Raw genomic sequence first — 3410 nt, 5'->3', positions numbered from 1 at the left:
TTGCCTACGATAAGGGAGTAGGGACCATGCACATAACTTTTCTTGAGCAGGATAAGACCTTCGGTGACTGAGGCAAGAATATCACTGGATTCCTTGCCAAAGGTCAGAGCCTTATGTTCACTCGATTCCTTCAATCCCTTGATACCACCTTTCTCATATCCGTCGTAGATGGCGCGCTCTTCAAACAGGGCCAGTTTTTCAATGGCAGCGTCTAACGTATCAAAATCAATATCCTTTGCACCGCGGGCCAGGTTGTCCAGCTCCCATTTATTGAGGGAAAACCGAATTCTGGCTTCGGTCAATGGTTTTGCTGTGTAGACCCCAGCCTTCACGTCTCCGTCGTCAACCAGGGTGAGGCGGCCTTCACTGATGGCAGTGAAGTCAATTCCCTTTGGTCCGTTGACGTTGACTACTTTGCGAGCGGTAAGACGGGAGAGTAATACTTCCTTTGCCCTGTTTTCTATTTCTGTCCAAGCCTCAGATGAGAGAGGGGCTAATTCGCGTTTGAACATGTCCATATATATACCTCCTGGGTAATTCCTATTTCTTCAGGTCACCAATCGAGAGCGATGTTGTAGAGGAACCTTCAGCACCTTCCCCACCTTCTTCTACTTCCAGCAAGCTTCCACTGCTGAAGAGATAGGTTTTCAGCTCTTCATCCCACTTATCCATGTTGCGTCTCAGCCATTCGAGGGCCATGGCTGCATGCTCGATCTCTTCATCGCGGTTGTGTGCCATTACACCAGCCAGTTCTGTATCTTTGGTGGTGTTCACCCGCTGGTTATACCAGTCAATCGCCTCGAGTTCTTCTCTTAGGCTGGTGATTGCACGGGAGATATTCCGCGTCTTTTCGTCTATTGCATCATAAGGTTCACTATAAGCCATACTATCCTCCTATTAAGACACTGTATTACTTTAATGATACTCATGGTTTGCCAAGAAAGAAAGGCCTGATGTGTAAAAATCTTGTGAATTGAGAGAAGAGTCACCTTGAGCTATGTTTCTCTCGATAGATAAGTTGCATACAAGAGCCTGTTTTTTATATCTTTTCCGCTCTGTCTCTATAAGGCTTTGTATGATGTTATGATGACAAATAAGGGTTTGTTACACATGTAAAAAATATTAGTATTTCATAAATATCGCAATAAGTACAAAAATATAGCTTATAAGTATTGGAAATGCCTTCTAGATAGGACAAAATCCTTACTGAATAAAAAACTAATTTGTATTATAATATAAGTATACAAGTTACTCCTAATACTTGCACAGATCAGAGGAGCATACACATGGCATTGAAATTCAAGACTGTTTTCACACAGTTGCAAATGAAAATCATTTTCGGTGAATGGCCGGAAGGATACCGTATTCCTACCGAGATGGAACTCTGTGAACAATATGGGGTCTCTCGTGTCACTATTCGACGTGCTTTGGATGGATTGGTCCGTCAGGGGTATATTTCCAGGACTCGTGGACGAGGGTCTTTTGTCTTGTTCAAGCGTAAAGTGGTAAGTCTCGGTTACCCCCAGATAAAAATAGAGGGGGAAGAATCTCCGAAAAATGGGTATTACAAGATTATCCTGAAAGAGAAGGTGGAAGCATCGGATACTGATCGTAGCCAGATGCACTTCTCAGATGATCCAACCGATAGAGAGCTTTGGCATTTCAAGAGTTTGCATATTGTGGACGATAAACCATCAGTTTTGAGCGATTACTACGTCAACTCACGATTTGGGCAGGAGATTGCCCTGCTTGGGGATGAGAGTGAACGTTCCTTCTTCGACCTGGTAAGTTTGCAAGTCGGTCAGAAGTGCCATTTCGTTCAGGGAAAAATTGCTGCCATAAATCCTAATGAGGAAATATGCAAGCAACTTGGTATCGATTGCAGTTCTGCCAGTCTCTGGTGCAGAGGGCTCTGTGTCCTCGATGATGGTACGGTGATTGGAAGGTGTACCAAGGTCTTCAACGGACTCATGTACGAATTTGCTGTTGAGGAACAATCAGAGGTTTCTGTAGGTGGCTGATTCTGTGGATAAAAAAACTCTGTTCTCCCTTTTAATGCATGGTCTGTTCCTTGTGTTTTCTTGACATCAGCTGTATAAGTGTTATTAAAGGCTACTTGCTGATGAAGAGGGGGAAAAAGTGAAAAGAACTATCATAGAAATGTTGCACGAGGCTGCGAAACGTTATGGTGATCGCACCTATACCAATACAAAGACCGATGCAGGCTGGGTTGCTTGTTCTTTCAAGAAGACTGATGTGGAGTCGGATTATGTGGCTGCATATTTGCTCAACCATGGATTCAAGCCACAGGATACCATAGGTATTCTCAGTGAGGGAAAGAGTAGTTGGGTTACCTGTGAACTTGGCCTGATCAAGGCGAAGATGATCAGTGTGCCTCTCTCCATCAAGCTCACCCCTGAGGAAATTGCGTTCCGAATCAACCACAGTGAAGCTGTCGCTTTGGCGGTCTCCTCAAATACCCTCGGCAATGCGGTAAAGGCCCTTCCCCTGTTCGACCATCCTGTCATGTTCATCTACCTTGATGAGCAGGACGAGCGATTGGAAAAACAAGTTCGGGATGCAGATTGGAAGCAGGATGTGAACTATGTTCCCTGGGAGACCCTCATGCTTGATGGGGCAAATCTTCTGGAGCAGAACCCTCGCTTGGTCAAGGACGCTGAAGAGTCCATCAATGAGAATGATACGATCAACATCTGCTACACCAGTGGGACTACCGGTAATCCAAAGGGTATCATGCTTACCCATCTTAATTACTATGTGAATGTGCATGATGCCATCGACCTGTTCAAGCTCCCTGATGCGAGCTATGAGACACTGGTCGTGCTTCCTGTTGACCACAGCTTTGCTCATACGGTAGGAATCTATACAGCACTGCTCAGGGGTATTACCTTGCATTTTGTTGATTCCAGGGGCTCAAATGCCTCGATTATCAGAAACTTCCCCAAGAATCTCTTGGAAGTAAATCCTGTTTTCCTCATGACAGTTCCCTCCATAACAGGCAATTTCATGAAGAAGATGATCCAGGGTATTCACCAGAAAGGCCCCTTTGTTGAAGGCATTTTCAACCGTGGGCTTGAGGCTGGAATACTCCGTAATGGGGACGGCTTTCATAAGAGTGGTACTTGGGTAAAAATCAAGACCTGGTTTCCGTACACATTGGCGAACCTTTTGGTATTCCCAAAGCTTCGGAAAATCTTCGGGGATAAGATGCTCTACTGCGTAGGAGGAGGAGCACTCCTGGAAGCAAAGCAACAGAAGTTCTTCGCCGCGATCGGAGTTCCCGTTTTTCAGGGTTATGGTCTGACTGAGGCTGCCCCGATTATCAGCAGCAACACCCCCCATAAATACAAGTTCGGCACCAGTGGTATCGTTGCTGGCAGTGAGGTTTG

General features: G+C 45.4%; 4 protein-coding genes. 2 read left to right on the top strand and 2 right to left on the bottom strand.

Translation table 11 applies throughout. The features are described 5' to 3' along the window. On the bottom strand, window positions 1-518 hold a 518-nt coding region (locus tag AB7S66_RS09290; RefSeq protein ID WP_428519329.1), incomplete at its 3' end, for a family 1 encapsulin nanocompartment shell protein. 22 nt (window positions 519-540) lie between these two features. Continuing rightward, window positions 541-885, bottom strand: coding sequence for an encapsulin-associated ferritin-like protein (locus AB7S66_RS09285; RefSeq protein WP_428519327.1), 345 nt, complete (start codon window positions 883-885; stop codon window positions 541-543). Window positions 886-1286: 401 nt separating this feature from the next. On the opposite strand from AB7S66_RS09285, the gene AB7S66_RS09280 reads away from it, so the two are divergent. Together AB7S66_RS09280 and AB7S66_RS09275 are read left to right on the top strand one after the other, a co-directional pair. Then, window positions 1287-2021, top strand: a complete 735-nt coding sequence (locus tag AB7S66_RS09280; RefSeq protein WP_428519325.1) for a GntR family transcriptional regulator — start codon at window positions 1287-1289, stop codon at window positions 2019-2021. Window positions 2022-2139: 118 nt separating this feature from the next. Then, a partial coding sequence (locus AB7S66_RS09275; protein ID WP_428519323.1) for an AMP-binding protein occupies window positions 2140-3410 on the top strand: 1271 nt, incomplete at its 3' end.

Source organism: Sphaerochaeta sp., from assembly GCF_050178175.1.
In the GTDB taxonomy this organism is placed as follows: Bacteria; Spirochaetota; Spirochaetia; order Sphaerochaetales; family Sphaerochaetaceae; genus Sphaerochaeta.
The sequence above is the reverse complement of the archived record's forward strand: the minus strand, read 5'-3'. Positions and strand labels throughout refer to the sequence as shown.

Coding starts and splice junctions, on each gene's coding strand:
- AB7S66_RS09280 (WP_428519325.1), top strand. CDS start 1,287: ATGGCATTGAAATTCAAGACTGTTTTCACACAGTTGCAAATGAAAATC.
- AB7S66_RS09285 (WP_428519327.1), bottom strand. CDS start 885: ATGGCTTATAGTGAACCTTATGATGCAATAGACGAAAAGACGCGGAAT.